We start from the raw sequence: 16,397 nt of genomic DNA, 5'->3' as shown, positions 1-16,397 counted from the left end.
CGTGGCAGCGCATGGGCTGGGGAAAATTGACAGGGAGCCCGTCCACCATGATCATCGTTCGAACGCTGACTGATTTGCGCAGCCTAATCGGCAATTGGCGCGCAAAAGGCCACCGGATCGGCTTTGTGCCAACCATGGGCGCGCTGCATGCAGGACATTTGTCACTCGTTGATAACGCCGTTCGCCAGAGCGACCGCGTGGTGACAAGCATTTTCGTCAATCCAACACAGTTTGCAGCGCATGAAGACCTCGGCAGCTATCCGCGGCATGAAGCAGAAGATGTCGCCAAACTCACCGCACATGGCTGTCATGTGGCTTACTGTCCGGACGTTGCAACCATGTACCCGGAAGGTGAAGAAACCCGCGTCTCGGTACCTGAACTCGGTGCAAAACTGGAAGGTGAGTTCCGACCACACTTTTTCGGCGGCGTGGCCACGGTCGTGTCCAAGCTCTTCAATCAGGTTCAACCGGACAAAGCGTTCTTCGGCGAAAAGGACTATCAGCAGGTTCAGGTCATCAAGCGTATGGTGAAGGATCTTTGCATTCCGGTCGAGATCGTGCCCGTTCCAACTGAACGTGATGTCGACGGGCTCGCACTTTCATCTCGCAATGCCTATCTGACGCCAGATGAGCGCCGGATCGCTCCGGCGCTTAGTGCCGCCATGCACCGGGCAGCCATCCGTCTTCGTAACGGAACGCCGGTCATTGCGGCGACCGAAGAGGCCATCCGCACCATTGAAAAGGCTGGCTTTGACCGCGTCGAATACATCAAGGCCTGCAACGCAGAGAACCTTGATATCATCACAGATGCCATGCCTGAGCGACCAGCCAGGCTTCTTGCCGCAGCCTGGCTCGGCAAGACACGCCTGATTGATAATATTCCGGTCTAGAGCACTTCAGGCCAGAGATCGCTCATCAGTACGGATTGTCCACTCGGCTGCACAATCCGCACATGTTTGCGCTGCAGTTCGCGCGCATGATGCACCCCGCAGCTATGCGCGATCATGGCCACGTCCTTTTCCATTTTCTCGACAAAGTTCTGAACGCGCTTCGCCTTGACCGCCGGATCGAGACCGTTCTGGAGGTGCGGCTTATGCGTCGTCACACCGGTCGGGCAGTTGTTGGTGTTGCAAGCCATCGCCTGAATGCAGCCAATGGAAAACATGAAGCCACGGGCTGTGTTCACGGCATCGGCACCTGCGCAATACGCCCAGGCGACTTCCGCTGGCGTGATAAGCTTGCCTGAACAGATCACTTTGATCCGGTCACGGAGGCCATGGCGGGTCAGCGTATCGACAAGCATGGGCAGAGATTCCCGGAGCGTCAGCCCCACATTGTCGAGCAAAGCCATTGGCGCAGCCCCCGTTCCGCCATCTCCACTATCCACCGTGATAAAATCCGGCGCCTTGTCCTGTCCCACCACATGAATATAGCGGCACAGCTCCTCCAGCCAGTTCGTTGAGCTGATGACGGTCTTGATGCCAACAGGCTTCTCAGAAAGCGCTCGCACGCGGCAGACAAAGTCGACAAGCTGTTCAACAGAGCCAACTTCGGGGTGCCGATTGGGCGAAATGGAATCCTGACCTTCCGGGATGCCGCGAATAGTCGCGATCTCTTCGGTAACCTTTGCACCCGGCAGGAGCCCTCCCTTTCCCGGCTTGGCACCCTGAGAAAGCTTCAGCTCGATCATTTTAACTTCGGGGCGCGCTGCGATCTCTTTCAGTTTTGAAGGACTGAACGCACCGCTATGGTCGCGAACGCCATATTTCGCCGTTCCGATCTGAAAGATAATGTCGCCGCCGCCTTCCAGGTGATAGGGCGACAAGCCGCCCTCCCCGGTGTTCATCCAGCAACCAGCCAGCGCCGACCCGCGAGACAGCGCCTGCACCGCTGGCTTGGAGAGCGCCCCAAAACTCATGCCAGAGACATTCACCACGGAATGAGATGTGTAGGGGTTTGGACAATCCGGGCCAAAGACCACAGATTTTGGCGCTTCAGATGGCCCAGCAATCGGCGGGAAAGCTGCGTTGACGAAAATCGGTGTGCCAGCCGAACTGAGAGAGCGCGTCGACCCGAAAGGTTCGGTGTTGTCCTCACCTTTGGCTGACTTATAGACCCAGTCTCGCTCCGCCCGGTTAAATGGCAGCTCTTCGCGGTCCAGCGCATAGAAATACTGACGGAAAAACTCACCCAGCCGTATAAAGAGTTCGCGAAAGCGCCCTACAACCGGATAGTTCCTGCGGACCGCATTCTTGCTCTGATTGGCATCGATGAAGAACATCACAATCGCGGACAGAACCAGCAGCCCAACGAGAAGTACGAAAATCGTCGACAGGATTTCGAGCCCCTGCACCGTCACCTTGGTCAAAAAATCCAGCACGTTGTCCCCACCTCCTGTTCGGCGCTCCCGAGAGACTCTCCCTCGCTAAATAGCGGAATAGCCGATCCAGAGCGCAGCGCAAACCAGGATGGCCGCGAGGGCATGCGGCAGATAGTTCATGATCGTGAAAATACGGATCCGCTTCTCGAAATCAGCCTTGTCGTTCACGTTCGGGAACGGCACATCAGGCTCTGGAACGCCCAGAAATGAACAGAGCGGCCCCCACCCTTCTTTCACATGCATAACCAGAAGACGATCTTCCGGAATCACCGCCTTCACCTCGGCCTCATGCGCCTTGAAGACAGCAATCGCAGCCTCCCGGTTCTCAAAGGCATTGTTGAACACACGCTTCCAGATCAGGTCATCGAGCATCGGTTTCATTTTGCGGATAAGCGGTACAACACGCGCCAGCCAGCCAGGCATGCGCCTCGAAACCTGATAGATTGTGCTCTCCGCACTCGCATACCAGCTTTCTGGATCGCGCGTTGTCAGAACGACCTTCGCGTCGGGATATTTCTCAGCAAGTTCCTTGTAGAAAATGCAGGCCGGAAAATCGACGCAGGCCTGAAAGCCATCAAATGTATGATCCCAGTCCGGCTCGCCGCCCTGCGAAATATCATACCAGAGATCAGCCTGCTTCTGATCGGCAAACACCTCCATCATGTGATGGCACTTGTCATAGCCGAGCGTTTCAAGCGCCGCTTTCATGGACAGCGTTCCAGTACGCCCAAATCCTGCGCCAATCACTTTCAATGTCATGCTTGCCTCCCATCTCCCACCATCGTGCTGGGATATTGAAGGCCTTAAGCAGACTTAGCAATCACCAGACGCCAGCTTCCTTAAGGGCAAGACTAAGCTCCGGCGGCACATCGGCTGCTCCGGTGGATGACAGATCCGACGGCGCATCCTTTGGCGCAAGATATCGCCACCCCTGAAACGCTTTGCGTCCCTGTGGCTCTGTCAGAATGAGCTCCGGCTCAAGCGCCAGCTCACAAAAAGAGCGGCCGTTCACATCTTCAAGGTTCCGGACTTCGTGGATCTTCTGACGCACAAGAATGACGCCCTTGATCACCCAATAGAGGGACCCGCCATCCATAAGCTCATCAGCCATTTTCGGCGTTTGCCGCGTTTGATGCACCGGATGGTCATCCAGCCCAAGTTTCCGACGTTCCCGGACAACCTGCTCCTGCCAGACGGCAAGATCCTCAACGCCGCTGGCGCCGACACACAATTTTACGAGATGAATCATACGGTCAATCTATATCAGATCAGCCGCAATTAAAGTCAGTCCGACTTCGCCATAAGGGTTTTTGCACTGCTTCCGAGCTGTGTCTGATAAATTTTCTGATCGCGCTCTGTCGCAAAGAAGAACTGCACATTGGTGACACGCACGCGATAGGCTCGCTCAAAGTCCTGGCCCAGAAAGCTTCCCTGCACATCCACCTTGAATGCCGTCACATATGTGAAGCCCAAATCCGTGTTCGGCTGCAGAAAATAGGAATGCTGATAGGTATCGACCTTGGCCCCCTGCGGCGTCTCGAACGGGGCCAGCGCGCGATAATCAACACGCAGGATTTCACTCATCACAGGCTCAAGCATGGCATAGCCTGCCAGGTGTTCTGCCGCCCACACATCCAGCGGGCCATCATTGTCCGACGGCACATGCTCGAACTTGATCTGCCAGGCTGCACCGATTTCCTGCGCTTCGACAATCGAGCCCATGCTTGCGCGCAGATCATCAGCGAAAAGCCAGGAGTCCGGCGCATCCTGTGCGCCCCATTCATCTACGGCGCGATCAAGCTCAGTGCTCTCGCCCTCCGCTTCGAGAACTTTCCAGCGGGCTTCCAGATCGACAATGCGCGGATCATAGGCCACTTCACGGAAGGCTTCACCATCGGTGATTTCCACGACAAAAGCGGCACGAATACTCGAGGGAGGTTCGACGCGTGAAAGCGCCGTTTCCAGCGGCGCATCAGCGGTTGAAATCAGAAACGCCGCAGCGATCAGATCCAGTATCATTCCCGATCCTTTTCACCCTCCCGGGCCGTCAGATCAGGCTCAGGTCGTATCAGACCTCACTGAAACCTAAATCCGCGCCAGGGTCGATCTTAAATGTTTTGGGTATTTGATACTCAAAGGCTTTACGAAGTTTCAACATTTTGAAGACACGTGCAGAAAAAGCTTTGAAATGCAGTTCTGCGCCCGAATTCCCATAAATGCTGGGCGTCATGCCAAAATTCCGGCGATAAACACCGTTCGCGTAAGCCGCATTCGCCCGGACCAGAGACATATAGGTCTGAAATTCGCAGCTCAGTGAGACATTCATCACGCCGTGATTAACGATACGGTGCGGCCCGAATTGCGGCCACGTCGCCATCAGTCCCGGCTCCAGATCAATGATCTGAGCGGAGTCGTCAAAGGCGAGTTCGAACGGCACTTCTTCTTCCGTTTCCTTCAGAACCACACGCTCGATGTCTTCATCTTGCAGGAATGGCTCCTTCGGCGTGTACAGCCAGACGCGCTTTACGCCGCGCACCTGCCAGAGCGTCACAAGCGGTACATCAAAATGGTAATAGACCTGAACATCCGGAGAGGAGATCAGAACGCCCATATCCTGTTTGAAGGTTTTCACGCCCGGAGACTGCGCTTCAATATCGCCGAACATATCGGCGCAAAGGTCGCGATATTCCGGCAGCGCGAGATTAGCTTTGCGCAGGTTCAGCCAGATCCGGCCATGCTTCACCGCTTCCAGAATATCTGCACCGCTCAGGCCTTCTGCTGTGCCTGCACGCAGAGCCTGGCGCTTGGTCGGGTCCTTGCCCATCGTATAGATGCCAAGCTGCTCACGCGGGTAGCGATCCAGGAGCTCGATCAGTCCATCATCGCTGAACATTTCGCGTTCATGCAAATTATGCTTCGCGATGATGTTCTTTTTTGAAAAGCCTTGCGCCTTCTCGGCATCCCAATCGGTCAGGATCTGTGCAGACATGGATCATTCCCCAGTTTGAAGCTGGAAATGCATAAGGCATGCCAGCTAACACTCCGGGAACACGCTTATCGCAGAGCCGCAAAATTGCTGTTACGAAGCCGGATCTGATTGATCCGGCCTGCGTAAGATTTTCTCAACCATAAAAGCGCTTCAAGGGCCTTACTTGCTCCACTTCGGCGCACGGCTGGCCAGGAAGGCGTTCACGCCCTCAATACCTTCTTCTGTCTGCCAGCGACCGGCAGAGTATTTGGCGGTCGTATGCGAGAGATCCTTATCGAAGGACTTGCCGACTGTATCTGCAAACAGACGCTTGATGTCAGAGACAGCACCCGGCGCATTTTCAAAGGCCAGCTTGGACAGATATTCCAGCATGTCTTCCATCTCGGTCTCGTTCGAAACCGTATAATGCACCAGGCCAATGCCCTCAGCATAATCGGCATCGAAACTTTCGCCTGTCAGGAACAGCGCCTTTGCCCAGCGCGGACCAATTGCATCAGCGATATATGGCGCGATTACAGCCGGGATCAGTCCGAACCGGACATCGTCAAACTGAAAGTTCGCATCTTCCATCGCAACCGCGACGTCACAAGCCGCGATCAGACCGATGCCCGTGCTCACAGCCGGACCTTCGACCAGCGCAACAGTTAGCTGCGGCAACTCCTTGAGTTTACGAAGCATTTCAGCAAGCGCATACGCTTCATCTTCATTCTGATCCTTGGTGTAATCCTGCGCCAGCTCAAACCAGTGCGGATCAATACCCGAGCAGAAATCATCACCCGCACCACGCAGAATGACCATGCGAAGCTGATCTTCCCCACGCAGGGTTTCGAGCGCATCGGCAAGCTCTTCGACCATTTTGAAGTTCAGCGTCGAACGCTGAAGCAGGATCATCGCCACACCGCCCGGTGTCGCATCGAGTTGAATGGTTTCGTAAGTGCTCATGACGGGTCCGCCTTGATTGGAACTGTTCTTTTCACCTGATTGCGCCAAGCGATGGCGCAAGACAAGGATTGTCTCCTGTCCATATCATAACGACCGTGGGTTCATAGCGTTGCCGCAAGCGCGGTTTGTCGCAAGAAGGGGGCATCAGGCCCAATAAAATCAAAAAGCTCACGCCTCATTCGGCACAGAGTCTTCACACATTAAGGTTAATCTCGGATAGAGGTTAGCGACATGACATCTATTCTGAGCCGAGTGCCATATCTGAAAGACATTCCGGCCCGCGCCCTGAAGGCTGCGGAGAAGGATATGTCATGGTTTTCCGTCCCCGGCGGCGGCAACCTCTTCGATGAAGGCGCAAGCTCTGACGCGATCTATTTCGTTCTGAGCGGCACGCTGGGCGCCTTTCGCCGGTCTATGGATGGACGGATCGAATTTTTGGGTCACATCCGTCCCGGAGAGCCGGTTGGCGAAATGGCCATGCTGGCCGGTGAGCCCCACTCCAATTCTGTTTTCGCGATCCGTGACAGCGAGGTCGTTAAACTCCCCCGCGCGACGTTCATGCGTCTGGTCCGCAGTTCACCGGAAGTGATGGAGAAAATCTCCCGTACGCTTCTGGTTCGTTTGCGTCAGTCCCGCCGCCAGCGCGTCAGGGCTGAGCCAAAGGTGTTCGCGCTCACAGCCGCGTCCCCGACCATCGACCTTCGCCTGCGTGCCCGGTTGATTTCTGAAGCTCTGGCCCGCCTTGGACTAAAAGCTGCCATTGTCGGCGATGAGGGTGACCACAAGTCGGCAGAGTATTTCGACGATCTCGAAGCCAATCATGACATCGTAATCCTGATCTCGACCATGGGCGACAATAACTGGTTTCGCCTGTCGCTTCGCCAGGCGGACCGGATCTGGGTGATTGGCCGCCCGGATGCGCGCCCCTCCTCGCCGCTTCTTCCAGATGAGACCTCGCCGGCCAAACGCTTTCGCTTCATCGATATCGTTCTGATCGAGCACAATAACGGCCGGCGTGTATCGACGCCCGCTGACTGGATCGATGCTTCCGGAGCAGCGCGATGTTTTCGCTGGAAGGGCCTTGGCGCAGATGAAAGCGATCGGCTTGCCCGGATCATGGCCGGGCGCTCGATTGGTCTTGTTCTTTCGGGCGGCGGTGCGCGCGCCTATGCCCATATCGGACTTGTCAGAGCCCTGCGCGAAATCGGCTGTCCGATCGATTTCGTCGGCGGTGCCTCCATGGGCGCGATCGTTGCGGCTTGCGTAGCCAAGGGCTGGAGCGATGACGAAATCGATTACCGGATCCGTAAGGCCTTTGTGGAAAGCAATCCCCTCGGCGACTACACCCTGCCGGTGGTGTCTCTCGTTCGTGGCAAGCGCGTCGACCGACGGCTGAAAGAACATTTTGGAGATGGCTGCATCACCGATCTGGAGATGCCCTTTTTTGCGGTGTCCACCAATCTGAATGACGGCGCGATCCGCATGCATACGCGCGGCGTGCTTCGCCAGGCATTGCGCGCGACCATCTCGCTACCGGGAATTCTCCCACCCGTCGTGGACAATGGCGAAGTGCTGGTCGACGGCGCGGTGCTCAACAATTTCCCGGTCGGTATCATGAAAGACACCCATCGGGGCTATACCATTGGATGCGATGTCGCGCGTGCACCTGAAGGCTTGCAGGCGTCAGACTTTGTGAATCCGCCAAACTTCTTCGGATGGGTAATGCGTCATGGCATTTCCTCCCCGCCACCGATTGCCAGCCTGTTGATGAAGACCGCGACCATCAATGTCGATCCGAATGAGGGGCGCTCACACGCCGACATTCTGGTCTTGCCGGATCTGCCCGACATCGATCTGCGCGATTGGCAGGACTATGACCGGACAGTCGAGGCCGGATATGAAAGCGCGAAAGCCTCACTCGCCAATGCGAGCGGACCGATTGCCCGCATTCTCAAGAATGAAGTGAAGTGGACATCCTCAAACTGAGGCTAGGCCAGACGAGATCCGTTCGGAACTTTCTGATCCGGTGAAAACATGACGATCGCACCTGCTTCATCAGCAAACCCGAGCGTCAGAACCTCCGACATAAAGGGGCCAATCTGGCGCGGCGGAAAATTCACGACGGCTGCGACCTGCTTTCCAACCAGAGTCTCGAGATCGTAGTGTGTGGTAATCTGCGCTGAAGATTTCTTTTCACCAATTGCAGGCCCGAAATCGATTTTCAGCTTGAAAGCCGGTTTGCGCGCTTCCGGAAACGGTTCGGCGGAAACGATGGTCCCGATGCGGATGTCGACCTTAAGAAAGTCATCAAACGCAATGTCTGGCTGGGCAGGTGCTGTCGCCTTAAAATCCATATGCATGACACGCCTCCAATCTGGCGCTGATGTAGCCAGCTGCTGTCGCTGCGACAACTGAAAGGAGTGTTTAGCGGCGCGGGCTGCTCTATGCTGCCCGCTATTCAGGGGATGAGTCGGTCTGGGAGAGGAAAATGGAAGCGCTACAGGATCTGTTTGGGAATGGCATTGATCTGGCCGCCGTCGCATCGGGCGCAGGCCTTTTCGGCGGCGGCGCAAGCACGGCGCTCGTCATGCTGGTCAGCGGCGCCTTCAAGCGGTTCGTCATAAGAACGCTGATGACTGCCATCCTTACAGGCGTCGGATTTCTGTTCCTGCTCGATTATCTGGGTTTTGAAATCGTACCGCCCGAAGAGCTTCGCTCGGTAAGCCCACAAATCTCACCTTATGGTCAGTCCTTCGATGCTGCGCCTGGCGCCCTTCCCGAAAATGGTCAGGAAGACGCCCGCATACAGGATGGAAAGCGCGCTTATATCGTGCGCTCACCTTTCTCGCGTCAGGACTGAGGCCTTACGCAGCAATCGTGCGAGAGATCGGATACTGGCGCTCGGCATCCATACGGAAGCGTTCGTACATTCTCCAGACCGCTTCATTGCGATAAGTGAAGCCGAGCTTGTGCAGATCCTTGTAAATCTTGTCGACAGCGTAGTCTGGTCCCTGCGTCGCCAGTGATACAACGATGCGTGTGTAGGCTGTCGGGTCAGTCCGTTCTCCGAAATGCGCCAGGGCCCAGTTTGCGAGTTGGCGGCATGCGGTGGTGGAGACCTGATACTCTCTGACGAGACGGTCTTCAGCGGAGGAGTCGTGATTGTGGTAGTAGGTCATTTTTTTCTCCCAATCACCCACTTTTTTTGATGGGGCTTGTCGGGAGATTATCGCAACGTCAGCTTGCGATCAGATTGAAAACCGGCCGTCAAACAACCGGTTTTCAGTAATCATTCAGAAGCCATAACAGGCAAAGGGCTAGCCCTGTGCTTTGATTTGCTCAACAGCAACCAGCATGAGCTCTTTCAGCTGAGCCAGGACGTCTTCACGCGACTTCGCGACGCCTTTGGCTTCAAAGTCACCGAGGACTTTGCGGATCACGTCTTCGTCGCCTGGTTCTTCCAGGTCAGCAACCACGACGGTCTTGGCATAGTCTTCGGCTTCCTGACCGGCATAACCGAGCAGATCAGCCGCCCAAAGGCCAAGCAATTTGTCACGACGAGCGGTAGCTTTGAAAAGGGATTGCTGGTCGAGCGAATATTTTGCCTCTTCGGCACGTTCGCGATCATCAAACTGAGACATGCGTTCTGATTCCTGATCAATCGGATTTCAACTGGCCTTCTCTTAGCCCGTATTGAACTGGGTTTTCCAGTAAAACCGACATGAAAAGTACCAGAAAACAGTCTCCCTTAGGGAAAGCCGAAGGAATTTACGCGATTTCCTGTCTCGGATATGGCAAAAACATGAGAAACCGTGTAGGGCTCGCCAGCTTGATGGCACGCTTACCTGGCGTGTGCAGGCAACCGGAGAAATGACCGCATGTCCCGCCGTCGCAAGATTTATGAAGGCAAGGCCAAAATTCTGTATGAAGGCCCGGAACCAGGTACACTCATCCAGTACTTTAAAGACGACGCGACCGCGTTCAACGCGGAAAAGCGCGCTGTCCTGGATGGCAAAGGCGTCCTGAACAATCGCCTCTCCGAATACTTCATGACCCGCCTTGCAGGCATCGGTATTCCGACCCACTTCATCAAGCGCCTCAACATGCGTGAGCAGCTGGTCAAGCAGGTCGAAATCATTCCTCTGGAAGTGGTCGTGCGCAATGTCGCCGCCGGCTCTATCGCGAAACGCTTCGGTATTACCGAAGGCGAAGCCCTGCCGCGCACGCTCGTCGAATTCTACTACAAGAAAGACGAGCTGGGCGACCCGCTGGTCACCGAAGAACACATCGCCGCATTTGGCTGGGCCAATCCTCAGGAAGTTGAGGATATGGTTGGCACAGCGCTGCGCGTGAACGATTTCCTTGCAGGCCTTTTTGCCGGTGTCGGCATCCGTCTCGTCGACTTCAAGATCGAGTTCGGTCGCCTCTATGAAGGCGAAATGGTTCGCACCGTACTTGCTGACGAAATCAGTCCTGACAGCTGCCGTCTCTGGGACATGGAGACGAATGAAAAACTGGACAAGGACCGCTTCCGCCGCGACCTTGGAAACGTGACGGAAGCTTATGCGGAAGTTGCAACGCGTCTGGGAATCATTAAGACGTCAACCGACATTGCCGAGGTGATTGACATCCGCGGCGAACGTAACGGAGACAAGTAGTCCATGAAAGCGATCGTTTATGTTGACCTGAAAAACGGTGTGCTCGATCCACAGGGCAAGGCCGTCTCCGAAACGCTGACCCGTCTCGGCTTCAATGAGGTCACAGGTGCCCGTATCGGCAAGCGCATCGAGCTTGAGCTCGAAGATGGCCTGGAGCCGACGGCTGCTGAAGCCCGCGTCAAGGAGATGTGTGAGACGCTGCTCGCCAACACGGTCATTGAGCGCTACGATATTGAGCTCATTCAGGGCTGATCTCAAAGTCTGAAAGTTTGTCGTAAAATCGTCATCGCCTCACGTTAGGCGATGAGGCTGACAGCGTTTGGAGTTTGAAATGTTCAGAAATCTGATGATTGCATCAACGTGTCTGGCAGGCCTGGCCGTTACGGCTTGCGGCCCTTCCAGCGCTCCATCTGAAACCCGCGCCGAGCCTCAGCTTGTCTTTCCGGATATGCCTGCGCCGGGCAATTTCAATCGCGCCTACACCCTGACAGAGAATGCGGCTGGAAACATTCGCGTTTTCACCCGCGAAACCCGCGATGATACCGATCTCTTCATCACGGAAAAGCAGGCTGACGGAAGCTGGTCAGAGCCTGTCAAACTCGACTGGCCAAAACGCTACAGCAACGCCAATCCTCATTTCAGCCCGCTTGACGGTCGTCTCTATTTTGCGAGCGACCGTCCCCTGCCCGGCGAAGAACGCGGCAATGACATGAACATCTGGTCGATCGAACGACTGGAAGACGGATGGGGTGAAGCTGCCCCTGTGGCCGGTGACGTCAACACGGGCGCTGGGGAGACGTCGGTCACAACGACGGCGAATGGTGAGATGTTCTTCGTCTCGAAACATCCGCGTGGCCAGGGCGGTCAGGACATCTATCTTGCAACGCTGGACAACGAGACTGGTGAATGGAAGCTTGGTTATCTTCCTGAAAAGATCAGCTCTCCGCGCGTCGAGTCTCACATCGCGGCAACGCCAGACGGCCAGCATATCATCTTTTACTCCTACCGCTCACCAAAGCTTGGTGTGGTGGATCTCGTCGCAGCCAGCCGCAATGAAGCTGGCGAGTGGATTGGTCCCTACAATCTCGGCCCGGTCATCAATACGCGCGGCATTGATTATGGCGCAGGCTTCTCCGAGACCGGAGAGACCTTCTTCTTCTCACGAGAGGGCCAGATCATGTCACTTCCGACAGCCGAACTCCTGCCCATCCTTACAGAAGCTCAAGCGGCCTATGAAGCTGGCAATGAGGAAGGCTTTCTTGGCATGGGCGGCGAATAAATTTCGAAATTCTGCGACGGAATTCGAAACTGGCCACGTTCTACTCATGTGATCGAAAGAAAACGCCGACACGGATCAATGATTGGACACCCCGTCCGCCCCCGTCACCTGATCCGAAACAGGCGCAGCCTGACCGGTCACATGCATTGGACTGGCTGAAATGCCCGGTCAACGCAATTGAGAAAGCCCGGCATTCGTCCTCTGGTGCCGGGCTTTCGATTTCCTCTCATTCCCCCATTTGCGACTCGGCAAATTCAAGGTAAAGCAGGCGGCATGAAAACTGCCGTGATTGTCTTTCCTGGTTCTAACTGCGACCGCGATGCGCTGGTCGCGCTTGAAACCCTTGCGCCAACGCCGCCACAACGTATCTGGCACAAAGAGACCAGCCTGCCAGCGGACCTCGATTTCGTCGTGGTACCAGGCGGCTTCTCCTACGGCGACTATCTGCGCTGCGGTGCGATGGCCGGCAACTCTCCGATCATTGCAGAACTCAAACGCTTTGCAGAAAAAGGCGGATACATTCTCGGCATTTGCAATGGCTTCCAGATCCTGACCGAAACCGGCCTTCTGCCTGGAGCCCTTCTGCGCAATGCTGCGCTGAACTTCGTCTGCCGCAATGAGCGCCTCATCCCGGTCAACACGGATTCGGCCTACACACGCGGTTATGCCGCCACCAGTGAGATCACCATTCCGGTTGCTCACCATGATGGCAATTATTTCGCTGATGCTGAAACACTGGAACGGCTCGAAGGCGAAAGCCGGGTCGCATTCCGCTACGCCGATAATCCGAACGGCTCTGCCAACGACATTGCGGGCATCCTCAGCGAGAATGGTCGCGTGCTCGGTATGATGCCACACCCGGAACGCGCTATTGGCGGGCATGAAGGCGGCGCCGATGGCCGCGCCCTGTTCGAAGGCGTCGTGAACAGCATGGCGACAGCCTGAGGTCTCGGCTCCTACAACAGCCCCACTGCCCTGCAGGCATAAACAATACCGACCGCCGTTAGCAGCCATTTCGTCCAGTCACGAAATGAAACATCTGACATGCGGTGAAGAATAAGGCCGCCAATCCAGGTTCCGATCATGGACAACGGGATGGCGGCAATAATCAGCCAGACCGGCGGAAACACCACATCGTCACTCGCATACAGTGCCGGAAGGCTCCAGATCACCGCTTTGGTGAGATGTGCAAAAGCCTGCGTTGCGCCTTTGGTCGCAACAATTTCCTTCCGTGTCATGTCTGACTTCACAAAGAAAATATCGATCACTGGCCCGACCACACCTGCAAGCGTATTCAGACTGAGCGCGACAAAGCCCAGAGCCTCGGCATGATATTTCTGCTTTACATCGAGGGCGAACCACCGCTTCGGCAACCAAGGCAGAAATGCAAGAAAGCTCAGCAGGATATAAAGCATGTTCTTGTCCGGTCGCCAGAACAGGAATGCCAGCAGGATCATCACTGGCACGCCGCCGATCAGATAGCGACCGAAGACAGACCAGGAAATGTGATCGCGCAGCAAAAAGGCGCGCCAGCCATTCGAAACCAGCTGAATGGCGCCATGGAAGATCATGGCCATGGAAATCGGCATGAGCGCCGTCAGTACGCCCATCAGGATCAGGCCACCCGCCATTCCAAAAATGCCAGAAATGATCGCTGTCACCAGCACGGTCAGCATGATGGTCATTGCTGCGACTGCGCCCAATTCACCCTCCCGCGATAAGACCTGAAAACGCTGAACCATTAACGCCAGCGTGCAGAGCCCCCAAGCCTCGCCACAAACCCATTCGTAAGACGAATAACCTGTATTAAGGCGCTGCGACAGTGTTTCGCCTGCCCGTCCCGCCTTTAAACCCTTAGTTTTAGTGAGCTTAATGGGAGGCAGACATGCACTTTGATTTCTCAGAACGAACACAGGACTACATACAGCGCGTCAGTGACTTTATGGATGCGCACATCTTCCCGAATGTGGAAACCTATCGCCGCCAGCACGACGAAGTTGGTCGCTGGAACATTCCACCCATCGTCGAAGAGCTGAAAGCCAAAGCAAAGGCGGAAGGCCTCTGGAACCTGTTTCTTCCGCCCAATGCAGAACATGATACGCCAGATTATCATGGCGCGGGCCTCAGCAATCTCGAATACGCGCCGCTCGCTGAACTGATGGGACGCGTCAGCTTTGGCTCAGAGGTGTTTAACTGCGCTGCCCCCGATACCGGTAATATGGAAGTGCTGCATCGCTATGGCAGCACGGCCCAGAAGGAAGAATGGCTCAAACCATTGCTCGCTGGTGAGATTCGCTCCGCCTTTCTGATGACCGAGCCGCAGGTCGCATCTTCAGATGCCACAAATATTGAGACCCGAATTGAGCGCGATGGGGATGAGTACGTCATCAATGGACGCAAATGGTGGTCATCAGGCGTCGGTGATCCCCGCTGCAAGGTCGCCATCGTCATGGGTAAGACCGACCTGAATGCGCCCAAGCACGCTCAACAGAGCCAGATTCTCGTTCCAATGGATGCACCTGGAATCGAAGTCGTCCGAATGCTGCCTGTGTTCGGGTATGACGATGCACCTCACGGCCATGCTGAAGTCGTTCTGAAGGACGTTCGGGTTCCGGTCGACAATCTCATTCTTGGTGAAGGTCGTGGTTTCGAAATCGCTCAGGGGCGGTTGGGGCCGGGCCGGATCCACCACTGCATGCGCACGATCGGTGCCGCAGAAGTAGCGCTTGAGAAAATGTGCAGACGCCTGCTTTCGCGCGAAGCCTTCGGCAAACCGGTCGCTGAACACTCCATCTGGGAACAACGCGTCGCCGAAGCACGTACCGATATCGAAATGACACGCCTTCTGACGCTGAAAGCGGCGTATATGATGGATACAGTCGGCAACAAGGTTGCCAAGAACGAAATCGCCATGATCAAGGTCGCGGGTCCGCGCGTTGCCTGCAAGGTCATCGATGATGCCATTCAGGCACATGGTGGCGGCGGTGTGACCTCAGACTACGGGCTCGCTGAATCCTATGCAGGCATTCGGACGCTGCGCCTCGCCGATGGGCCTGACGAAGTCCATTGCCGTACCATTGCACACAATGAGTTCCGAAAGTATCGCGACAAGAATTACGGCAAGACCGTTGATGCGGAGAAGATGACAGAGGTCGTAGGCTCACGCTAAAGCGAAGCAAACACAGAAAAGCCGGGCACTCTGCCCGGCTTTTTGCATGCTACTGGTAACTTACCACCTCAAATTCAACGCCATCTTCATTATGAAAATAAAACCGGCTGCCCGGATCATAAGTCTGATGGGAGTGCGTCTCATATCCGGCCTTCAATACGCGTTGTTCTATCGTATCGAGATCGTCGACCAGAATGCCGACATGATTGAGACCGCCTTTGCTTGAATAGCTATCAAGCCGCTCCGTTACGTCACCACCTGGTGTGTAGATCGCCAGATACAGGTCATCTGTACCGACATGCACTGTGGTGCCCTGGTTTTTCGACAATCCGTGCCAGCGGATCTTCCAATCAAAGATCTGACAGAGCTTTCTTGCGAACCGGTATGGATCGCTGGACGTGAAGTTTATGTGCTCAAGAGCCGGAGAAGCCATCGGACGTTTCCTCTTGTTCTGGTTTCAATTTCGATGGCATGGGTATAATTTCTCAAGCTAACTTGAGATCAAGGGTTTTCTTATGAAAAAACCAAATGACATTCTGTCGATCGGTTATATCGCCGAACGCACCGGACTGAGCGTATCAGCCATTCGGTTTTACGAAGAAAAAGGTCTGATCACGCCGCATCGAAATGCGGGTGGCCACAGGCGTTATATGCGTTCCGATATTCGAAGACTTTCCTTTGTGATGGTGGCGCAACAAATGGGGTTCTCGATCGACCAAATCCGATCCTACATGAAACGACTGCCAGAGGGGCGAACCCCAACCGCAAAGGACTGGAAAGCCATCAGCAGTGAATTTCGCGACGTTCTGGAGCAGCGCATACAGTCTCTGTCCCGCCTGAGGGACAGACTGGATGGCTGCATCGGCTGCGGCTGCCTGTCTCTTGATAAATGCCAGCTTTACAACTCGGACGATAAGGTTGGCCTGACAGGGGCCGGTCCACGATTGATTCTCGGCGAATCAGAAGGATAGACTTGATTA

20 protein-coding genes are annotated in these 16,397 nt (G+C 55.4%); 9 read left to right on the top strand and 11 right to left on the bottom strand.

Features of this window, described 5'->3' with window-relative positions; all coding sequences use genetic code 11:
* The first annotated feature begins 47 nt into the window (after positions 1–47).
* Positions 48–890, top strand: coding sequence for a pantoate--beta-alanine ligase (gene panC / locus ACFQDM_RS04845; protein WP_377376200.1), 843 nt, complete (start codon positions 48–50; stop codon positions 888–890).
* Here panC and ACFQDM_RS04840 read toward each other — a convergent pair.
* The 6 genes from ACFQDM_RS04840 to ACFQDM_RS04815 all read right to left on the bottom strand — a co-directional run bounded on the left by ACFQDM_RS04840 (position 887) and on the right by ACFQDM_RS04815 (position 6,311).
* Entirely contained in the window at positions 887–2,377 is a 1,491-nt protein-coding gene (locus tag ACFQDM_RS04840) for an FMN-binding glutamate synthase family protein (RefSeq protein WP_377376350.1), read from the bottom strand. The genes panC and ACFQDM_RS04840 overlap by 4 nt on opposite strands.
* Positions 2,378–2,425: 48 nt before the next feature.
* Positions 2,426–3,139, bottom strand: a complete 714-nt coding sequence (locus tag ACFQDM_RS04835) for a sulfotransferase family protein (RefSeq protein WP_377376197.1) — start codon at positions 3,137–3,139, stop codon at positions 2,426–2,428.
* Positions 3,140–3,200: 61 nt separating this feature from the next.
* Positions 3,201–3,629 carry a DUF1489 family protein gene (locus tag ACFQDM_RS04830; protein WP_377376195.1) on the bottom strand — a complete coding sequence of 143 codons (429 nt, stop codon included), beginning with the start codon at positions 3,627–3,629 and terminating at the stop codon, positions 3,201–3,203.
* 35 nt (positions 3,630–3,664) lie between these two features.
* Positions 3,665–4,399, bottom strand: a complete 735-nt coding sequence (locus tag ACFQDM_RS04825) for a hypothetical protein (protein WP_377376193.1) — start codon at positions 4,397–4,399, stop codon at positions 3,665–3,667.
* A 49-nt stretch (positions 4,400–4,448) separates the two neighbouring features.
* Positions 4,449–5,369 (bottom strand): hypothetical protein, encoded by a 921-nt coding sequence (locus ACFQDM_RS04820; RefSeq protein ID WP_377376191.1) that lies wholly within the window; start codon positions 5,367–5,369, stop codon positions 4,449–4,451.
* Positions 5,370–5,528: 159 nt separating this feature from the next.
* Entirely contained in the window at positions 5,529–6,311 is a 783-nt protein-coding gene (locus ACFQDM_RS04815) for an enoyl-CoA hydratase-related protein (protein ID WP_377376188.1), read from the bottom strand.
* A 231-nt stretch (positions 6,312–6,542) separates the two neighbouring features.
* Between ACFQDM_RS04815 and ACFQDM_RS04810 the strand changes: the two genes are divergently transcribed.
* The gene (locus ACFQDM_RS04810) at positions 6,543–8,297 is read left to right on the top strand and encodes a patatin-like phospholipase family protein (RefSeq protein ID WP_377376187.1); all 1,755 of its coding nucleotides are present in this window, start codon (positions 6,543–6,545) and stop codon (positions 8,295–8,297) included.
* A 2-nt stretch (positions 8,298–8,299) separates the two neighbouring features.
* Here the strand turns inward: ACFQDM_RS04810 and ACFQDM_RS04805 are convergent, their stop codons facing one another.
* On the bottom strand, positions 8,300–8,671 hold the full coding sequence (locus tag ACFQDM_RS04805; protein WP_377376186.1) for a tRNA-binding protein: 372 nt from the start codon (positions 8,669–8,671) through the stop codon (positions 8,300–8,302).
* Positions 8,672–8,799: 128 nt separating this feature from the next.
* Between ACFQDM_RS04805 and ACFQDM_RS04800 the strand changes: the two genes are divergently transcribed.
* Entirely contained in the window at positions 8,800–9,171 is a 372-nt protein-coding gene (locus tag ACFQDM_RS04800; protein ID WP_377376184.1) for a hypothetical protein, read from the top strand.
* Positions 9,172–9,175: 4 nt separating this feature from the next.
* Here ACFQDM_RS04800 and ACFQDM_RS04795 read toward each other — a convergent pair whose 3' ends face one another.
* Positions 9,176–9,490, bottom strand: a complete 315-nt coding sequence (locus ACFQDM_RS04795; protein WP_377376182.1) for an ATPase inhibitor subunit zeta — start codon at positions 9,488–9,490, stop codon at positions 9,176–9,178.
* A gap of 138 nt (positions 9,491–9,628) precedes the next feature.
* Positions 9,629–9,952, bottom strand: coding sequence for a DUF1476 domain-containing protein (locus ACFQDM_RS04790; protein WP_377376179.1), 324 nt, complete (start codon positions 9,950–9,952; stop codon positions 9,629–9,631).
* A 237-nt stretch (positions 9,953–10,189) separates the two neighbouring features.
* On the opposite strand from ACFQDM_RS04790, the gene purC reads away from it, so the two are divergent.
* The 4 genes from purC (at position 10,190) to purQ (ending at position 13,193) form a co-directional block, all read left to right on the top strand.
* Positions 10,190–10,969 carry a phosphoribosylaminoimidazolesuccinocarboxamide synthase gene (gene purC, locus ACFQDM_RS04785; protein ID WP_377376177.1) on the top strand — a complete coding sequence of 260 codons (780 nt, stop codon included), beginning with the start codon at positions 10,190–10,192 and terminating at the stop codon, positions 10,967–10,969.
* 3 nt (positions 10,970–10,972) lie between these two features.
* Complete coding sequence (gene purS / locus ACFQDM_RS04780; protein WP_377376175.1) at positions 10,973–11,221, top strand: phosphoribosylformylglycinamidine synthase subunit PurS; 249 nt, start codon at positions 10,973–10,975, stop codon at positions 11,219–11,221.
* Positions 11,222–11,300: 79 nt separating this feature from the next.
* Positions 11,301–12,248, top strand: coding sequence for a TolB family protein (locus ACFQDM_RS04775; RefSeq protein WP_377376172.1), 948 nt, complete (start codon positions 11,301–11,303; stop codon positions 12,246–12,248).
* 273 nt (positions 12,249–12,521) lie between these two features.
* Entirely contained in the window at positions 12,522–13,193 is a 672-nt protein-coding gene (purQ, locus tag ACFQDM_RS04770) for a phosphoribosylformylglycinamidine synthase subunit PurQ (RefSeq protein WP_377376169.1), read from the top strand.
* Between the two features lie 11 nt (positions 13,194–13,204).
* Here the strand turns inward: purQ and ACFQDM_RS04765 are convergent, their stop codons facing one another.
* Positions 13,205–13,951, bottom strand: a complete 747-nt coding sequence (locus tag ACFQDM_RS04765) for a TSUP family transporter (protein WP_377376167.1) — start codon at positions 13,949–13,951, stop codon at positions 13,205–13,207.
* A gap of 182 nt (positions 13,952–14,133) precedes the next feature.
* On the opposite strand from ACFQDM_RS04765, the gene ACFQDM_RS04760 reads away from it, so the two are divergent.
* The gene (locus ACFQDM_RS04760) at positions 14,134–15,417 is read left to right on the top strand and encodes an acyl-CoA dehydrogenase family protein (protein ID WP_377376165.1); all 1,284 of its coding nucleotides are present in this window, start codon (positions 14,134–14,136) and stop codon (positions 15,415–15,417) included.
* Positions 15,418–15,466: 49 nt separating this feature from the next.
* Here ACFQDM_RS04760 and ACFQDM_RS04755 read toward each other — a convergent pair whose 3' ends face one another.
* Entirely contained in the window at positions 15,467–15,850 is a 384-nt protein-coding gene (locus ACFQDM_RS04755; protein WP_377376162.1) for a VOC family protein, read from the bottom strand.
* Between the two features lie 82 nt (positions 15,851–15,932).
* Here ACFQDM_RS04755 and soxR point away from each other — a divergent pair, with 82 nt between their 5' ends.
* Entirely contained in the window at positions 15,933–16,388 is a 456-nt protein-coding gene (soxR, locus tag ACFQDM_RS04750) for a redox-sensitive transcriptional activator SoxR (protein WP_377376159.1), read from the top strand.
* Positions 16,389–16,397 lie beyond the last annotated feature (9 nt).

This window comes from Ponticaulis profundi (assembly GCF_042659465.1).
Classification (GTDB): domain Bacteria; phylum Pseudomonadota; class Alphaproteobacteria; order Caulobacterales; family Hyphomonadaceae; genus Ponticaulis; species Ponticaulis profundi.
The sequence above is the reverse complement of the archived record's forward strand: the minus strand, read 5'-3'. Positions and strand labels throughout refer to the sequence as shown.

Excerpts from the sequence above, each read along its gene's own strand:
- ACFQDM_RS04820 (WP_377376191.1), bottom strand. The coding sequence starts at position 5,369 with ATGTCTGCACAGATCCTGACCGATTGGGATGCCGAGAAGGCGCAAGGC.
- ACFQDM_RS04795 (WP_377376182.1), bottom strand. The coding sequence starts at position 9,490 with ATGACCTACTACCACAATCACGACTCCTCCGCTGAAGACCGTCTCGTC.
- ACFQDM_RS04760 (WP_377376165.1), top strand. The coding sequence starts at position 14,134 with ATGCACTTTGATTTCTCAGAACGAACACAGGACTACATACAGCGCGTC.
- ACFQDM_RS04825 (WP_377376193.1), bottom strand. The coding sequence starts at position 4,399 with ATGATACTGGATCTGATCGCTGCGGCGTTTCTGATTTCAACCGCTGAT.
- ACFQDM_RS04755 (WP_377376162.1), bottom strand. The coding sequence starts at position 15,850 with ATGGCTTCTCCGGCTCTTGAGCACATAAACTTCACGTCCAGCGATCCA.
- purC (WP_377376177.1), top strand. The coding sequence starts at position 10,190 with ATGTCCCGCCGTCGCAAGATTTATGAAGGCAAGGCCAAAATTCTGTAT.
- ACFQDM_RS04775 (WP_377376172.1), top strand. The coding sequence starts at position 11,301 with ATGTTCAGAAATCTGATGATTGCATCAACGTGTCTGGCAGGCCTGGCC.
- ACFQDM_RS04815 (WP_377376188.1), bottom strand. The coding sequence starts at position 6,311 with ATGAGCACTTACGAAACCATTCAACTCGATGCGACACCGGGCGGTGTG.
- ACFQDM_RS04810 (WP_377376187.1), top strand. The coding sequence starts at position 6,543 with ATGACATCTATTCTGAGCCGAGTGCCATATCTGAAAGACATTCCGGCC.
- purQ (WP_377376169.1), top strand. The coding sequence starts at position 12,522 with ATGAAAACTGCCGTGATTGTCTTTCCTGGTTCTAACTGCGACCGCGAT.
- ACFQDM_RS04800 (WP_377376184.1), top strand. The coding sequence starts at position 8,800 with ATGGAAGCGCTACAGGATCTGTTTGGGAATGGCATTGATCTGGCCGCC.
- panC (WP_377376200.1), top strand. The coding sequence starts at position 48 with ATGATCATCGTTCGAACGCTGACTGATTTGCGCAGCCTAATCGGCAAT.
- ACFQDM_RS04835 (WP_377376197.1), bottom strand. The coding sequence starts at position 3,139 with ATGACATTGAAAGTGATTGGCGCAGGATTTGGGCGTACTGGAACGCTG.
- soxR (WP_377376159.1), top strand. The coding sequence starts at position 15,933 with ATGAAAAAACCAAATGACATTCTGTCGATCGGTTATATCGCCGAACGC.
- purS (WP_377376175.1), top strand. The coding sequence starts at position 10,973 with ATGAAAGCGATCGTTTATGTTGACCTGAAAAACGGTGTGCTCGATCCA.
- ACFQDM_RS04830 (WP_377376195.1), bottom strand. The coding sequence starts at position 3,629 with ATGATTCATCTCGTAAAATTGTGTGTCGGCGCCAGCGGCGTTGAGGAT.
- ACFQDM_RS04805 (WP_377376186.1), bottom strand. The coding sequence starts at position 8,671 with ATGCATATGGATTTTAAGGCGACAGCACCTGCCCAGCCAGACATTGCG.
- ACFQDM_RS04790 (WP_377376179.1), bottom strand. The coding sequence starts at position 9,952 with ATGTCTCAGTTTGATGATCGCGAACGTGCCGAAGAGGCAAAATATTCG.